General features: G+C 70.2%; 3 protein-coding genes. 1 reads left to right on the forward strand and 2 read right to left on the reverse strand.

The features are described from left to right. Positions 1-286: 286 nt before the first annotated feature. The gene (locus GT042_RS03985) at positions 287-1339 is read left to right on the forward strand and encodes a glycosyltransferase family 2 protein (protein WP_161307303.1); all 1053 of its coding nucleotides are present in this window, start codon (positions 287-289) and stop codon (positions 1337-1339) included. 103 nt (positions 1340-1442) lie between these two features. On the opposite strand, the gene GT042_RS03990 is transcribed toward GT042_RS03985, so the two are convergent. Together GT042_RS03990 and GT042_RS03995 are read right to left on the reverse strand one after the other, a co-directional pair. Further along, the gene (locus GT042_RS03990; protein WP_161307304.1) at positions 1443-3170 is read right to left on the reverse strand and encodes an LCP family protein; all 1728 of its coding nucleotides are present in this window, start codon (positions 3168-3170) and stop codon (positions 1443-1445) included. Positions 3171-3220: 50 nt separating this feature from the next. Then, positions 3221-4773 (reverse strand): LCP family protein (locus GT042_RS03995; protein WP_237530445.1); only part of this gene is annotated, 1553 nt, incomplete at its 5' end.

The raw sequence follows: 4773 nt of genomic DNA on the forward strand, positions 1-4773 counted from the left end.
GGTGGCCGCGGGCGGGCTGCGGCCGGGCGGCGGGCGGGACGGGGGGAGCGGGGCGGCGTGGGCACGGGGGACACCTCCGCGGTGACAGCGGGGACGGTACGACGAGGGTGAGGGCGGGGACGGTACGACGAAGCCGGGGGCGGGCGGGTGAGGGGTGAGGGATCGTGAGCACCGTAGGCCCATACGATCAGCGGCATCGGATACGACCGGGCGGCGCGCGTCGCTGTCCCCCGTTCGCGGTAACGTGGCGGCCATACCGCCGTCTCCCGAAGGACCCCGAACCTCCATGCCTGTCGTGCCGCCCGCGGTGTCCGTGATCATGCCGGTGCTCAACGAGGAACGTCATCTGAGGAACTCCGTCCGGCACATCCTGGAGCAGGAGTACGCCGGCGAGATGGAGGTGGTCATCGCGCTCGGTCCCTCCACGGACCGTACGGACGAGATCGCCGCCGAGCTGGTACGGGAGGACCCCCGCGTCCACACCGTGCCCAACCCGACCGGCCGCACCCCGGCGGCGCTGAACGCCGCGATCGCCGCTTCGACGCACCCCGTCGTCGTACGGGTCGACGGCCACGGCATGCTGTCGCCGAACTACATCGCCACCGCCGTCAGGCTGTTGGAGGAGACGGGCGCGCAGAACGTCGGCGGTGTGATGCACGCCGAGGGCGAGACCGACTGGGAGCACGCGGTCGCCGCCGCCATGACCTCGAAGATCGGCGTCGGGAACGCGGCCTTCCACACCGGTGGCCAGGCCGGCCCCGCCGAGACCGTCTACCTGGGGGTCTTCCGCCGTGAGGCGCTGGAGCGGGCGGGCGGCTACAACGTGGAGTTCATCCGCGCCCAGGACTGGGAGCTGAACTTCCGCATCCGTGAGGCCGGGGGCGCGATCTGGTTCTCCCCGGAGCTGCGGGTCCAGTACCGCCCGCGGCCCTCGGTCGGGGCGCTCGCCAAGCAGTACAAGGACTACGGCCGCTGGCGCCACGTCGTCGCCCGCTACCACGCGGGCTCGATCAACCTCCGCTACCTCGCCCCGCCGACGGCGGTGTGTGTCATCGCCGCGGGCATCGTGGCCGGCGCGCTGCTCACCCCGTGGGCCTTCGTCGTACCGGCCGGATACCTCGCCGCGATCACCGCGGGCTCGGTCCCGGCGGGCAAGGGCCTGCCGCTCGCGGCCCGGCTGCGGATCCCGGTGGCGCTGGCGACGATGCACATGTCGTGGGGGTACGGCTTCCTCACCAGCCCGCGCTCCCTGGCGAGGAAGGTCATCGCGAGCCGCCGCCCGGCGGTGCGGACCGGTTCCGCCGGGGCCACGGACACGAACGACGTCACGACGGCCTGACCGCGGCTGCCGGCTGCCGGCTGCCGTACGACAAAAGCCCCGTTCACACCGAAGCGCCGCCGGAGAGGGTCCTCCGGCGGCGCTTCGGTGTGTGTACGGGTCCTCAGAAGCGGTACGGCGCGTACACGTCCATGCAGGCATCCTTGTCCGACCCGCTGATGGCGTCCGCCGTGTCGGGGATGCCCCCCGCCTCGGGCTTCGCCTTGGCCGGGTACGACGGTCCTTCGCGCCAGTCGGCGCCCACGACCAGCGTGATCCCCGAGACGCCCGTGGACTTCGTGACCGACGTCAGCGGGATCTTGAGGGCCTTGGCGACGGCCTGCGCGTCCCCCTCCAGGTCCGCGCTCGGGTACGTGATCCCGGTGGCCTCCTGCGGGCTCTGCTCGCCGCCCGCCCGCGCCAGGGAGTAGCCCTTGCCGCCGAGCACCTCCGCGATCGCCCGCGCGCGGCCCGACACCGGGGCCTGTTCCCCGCCGGTGCCGTTGAGTACGGTCACCCCCGTGTCGGCGGGCGCGTCGGACGGGTCCTTCGACGCGGGCCCGGACGGCTTCTTCGCCGCCTCGGCCTTGTCGCCGTTGGCGTCGAACGCCACGTCGTCGCGGATCATCGTCCACATCCGGTCGGCGTCCGTCTTGTTGGGGACCACGTGGTTCCGGTTCTGCGGGTCCTCGATCCACGGCATGGTCGTCATCGTGAGGCGGTTGGTCGGCACGGCCTTGAGCTGCATGCCGAGGTCGAAGAGCTTCTTGACCGTACCGATCTCCTCCGACACCTCCAGCGACTTCGTGGCCGCCTCGGCGAGGCCCGTGAGCCGGACGGAGTCGGTGAAGACGTTCTGCGACTTGAGCTCGCGGATCATCGAGTTCATGTACATGTGCTGGGCCCTCGCGCGGCCGATGTCGCTGGAGAAGGCGTGGCGTGTCCGCAGCCACTGCAAGGCCTGTTCGCCCTTGATACGGGTCGTGCCCGCTTCGAGCTTGAGCCCCGAGCCGCCGGGCACACCGGGCAGCGGCCGGTCCCAGACGTTGTCCTTGACGCAGACGTCGACCCCGCCGATCGCGTCGGCCATCTTCACCACACCGGAGAAGTCGATCGTCATCCAGTGGTCGATGTAGACGCCGGTGAGGTTCTCCCACGTGCTGAGGGTGCAGCCGGGACCGCCGCGCCCCAGCGTCTCGTTGATGATGCCGTTGGTCTTCGGATAGACCTTGCCGGTCGCGCTGTCCTTGCACTCGGGGATGTCGACCCGGGTGTCGCGGGGGATGCTGACGACCGAGGCGTTCTTGCGGTCGGCGGAGACGTGGAACAGCATCTGGACGTCCGCGAGCGGGGGGTTGCCCGCGGTGTCCTTGCTGCCGCCGAGTTTGACGTTCTCCGGGTCGGCGCGACTGTCCGAGCCGATCAGCAGGATGTTCAGCGGGGTCTGTCCCGCCTCGTTGGCCGCGGGCTTCTTGAGGCCGGTGTCACCGTTGTTGCGGTCGTCGGTGCGTATGTTGCCGTTGAGGTGGCGGTAGTACAGATAGCCGGCGCCCGCCGCCGCGAGTATCAGCAGGGCGAGCACGCCGGCGATCCAGCGGACTATGCGCCATCTCCGGCGTCCTGGGCGCCGGCCGGCTCTCCCGGCCGTCCGGTCCGGGGCGTCGCCGCTCCCGGCGCCGTCCGCCGGGCCCTGTTCCGTACGAGCCTCACGCGCGCCGTCCCCGCCGCCCCCGTCGTCCGTACCCGCGCCGTCGTCGCTCTCCGCGTCGTACAGGCTGTCGTCCCAGCCCAGTTCGCGGGCGTGCGGCGATTGCCGCCGCGACCGCTCCCTGTGCGTGCTGCTGTGACCCACGCGGGCCCCCCTTGCTCAGGCCGTCGTGCGCGTGAGCCGGGATTCCGGCGTCACTCTGCGCAGACCTGTTTGTCGGCTTTCAATGTCGGCACGGCATCCGGCGCCTTTGCCGGGCCGGTGATGGGCACCCCCGCGCCCTTGAAGTCCTTGCCCAGCGTCAGCTCCATCGCCTGGAGACCCACCGCGTCCTCGGTCCCCGGCTTCATCGCCGTGCCCGGCAGCCCCATCATCGCCGCGAGCGCGCGGGCCTGATCGGCCTGGTTGGGCGCGTACACGAGGGTGGTTTTGGCCACGTTCGCGGGCGCGTTGCCCTTGTTCGTGGACTTGAGCACGCCCTCCTCGTTCTGGAGCCAGTTGAGCGTCGTCTGCGCCGAGCCCTGCGGGCCGCCGCCGTTGTAGACGTCCACCCGTACGTCCGCCGCGTCCGCCTTCGATCCCTTGAGGAGCTTGTTCTTGGCCGACTTGGCCGCGCTCTCCTTCTTCTTCACCTCGGACAGCGACGTGTCGCTCAGGATCATCGAGAACAGCTGCTGGGCAGGCGCCTCGTTGACGACGACGGTGGCCCTCCTGGTGGGGGGCTCGGCGGGGTTGTCCAGCACCGGAATGGTGGCGAAGGTGATGTTCTTGGGATTGACCTTGGCGAGTTCCTTCGCCAGCGACACGAGCTTGGTGATGGAGCCGATGCCGGAGTCGACCGTCAGCGACTTCGTCGCCGCCTCGGCCAGGTCGGTCACCTTGGAGACGTTGGTGAGGGTGTCCTTGGACGCCATCTGCCGCAGCAGCGAACTCAGGAACTGCTGCTGTGTCTTGATACGGGTCAGGTCGCTTCCGTCGCCGAAGGCGTGGCGCGTACGGACGAAGGCGAGCGCCTGCTCGCCCGAGATGGTGCTCTTGCCGGCGGGAAGGTCGAGCTTCGAGTCCTTGTCCTTCACGGCCTGGTCCACACACACCTCGACCCCGCCCACCGCCGTGCTCATCGTCTTCACGGCGTTGAAGTCGGCCATCATGAAGTGGTCCGGGGTGATGCCGGTCAGCTCCTTGACCGTGGCCATCGTGCAGCCGGGGTCACGGCCGTCCTGGCCGAGGCTGGTGTTGAACCGCGGGCTCGACACACCGCGCGGCGTCGCCGGGATGACCTTGTCGGAGCCGTCCGCGGTCTTGGTGGTGCACTCCGGGATGTCGGTGACGAGGTCGCGCGGGATGGAGAGCGCGGTCGCGTTCGTCCTGTCCTTGGACACGTGGAAGAGGAGCGTCGTGTCGGCGTGGCCGACGCTGCCCGAGTCGCCGTAGCTCTCGTTGCCGTCGCCGGTGCGCTTGTCCGTACCGATCACGAGGATGTTGATGGGCTTGTCCTTCTCGAAGCCCTTGTCGCTCGCGCCCGCCACGTCGATGGTCGAGATGTTGCCGTTCAGGTGCTGGTAGTACAGGTATCCGCCGACGGACGCGGCGAGGACCACCACGGCCATCGAGCCGCCGGTCCACAACAGCACCTTCTTCGTGCGGGACTTCTTCTGCTTGCGCTTGCGCCGGCCGGCCGCCGCCTGCGTCTCGTTGGCGGGACCCCGGCCGGCGGGACCCTTGCCCGCCCGGCGGCTGCCGCGCT

The sequence above is a fragment of the Streptomyces sp. SID3212 genome (genome assembly GCF_009865405.1).
GTDB lineage: Bacteria > Actinomycetota > Actinomycetes > Streptomycetales > Streptomycetaceae > Streptomyces.

What these genes read in the sequence shown, in the direction of transcription:
- GT042_RS03985 (WP_161307303.1), top strand. Translation starts at nt 287, where the DNA reads ATGCCTGTCGTGCCGCCCGCGGTGTCCGTGATCATGCCGGTGCTCAAC.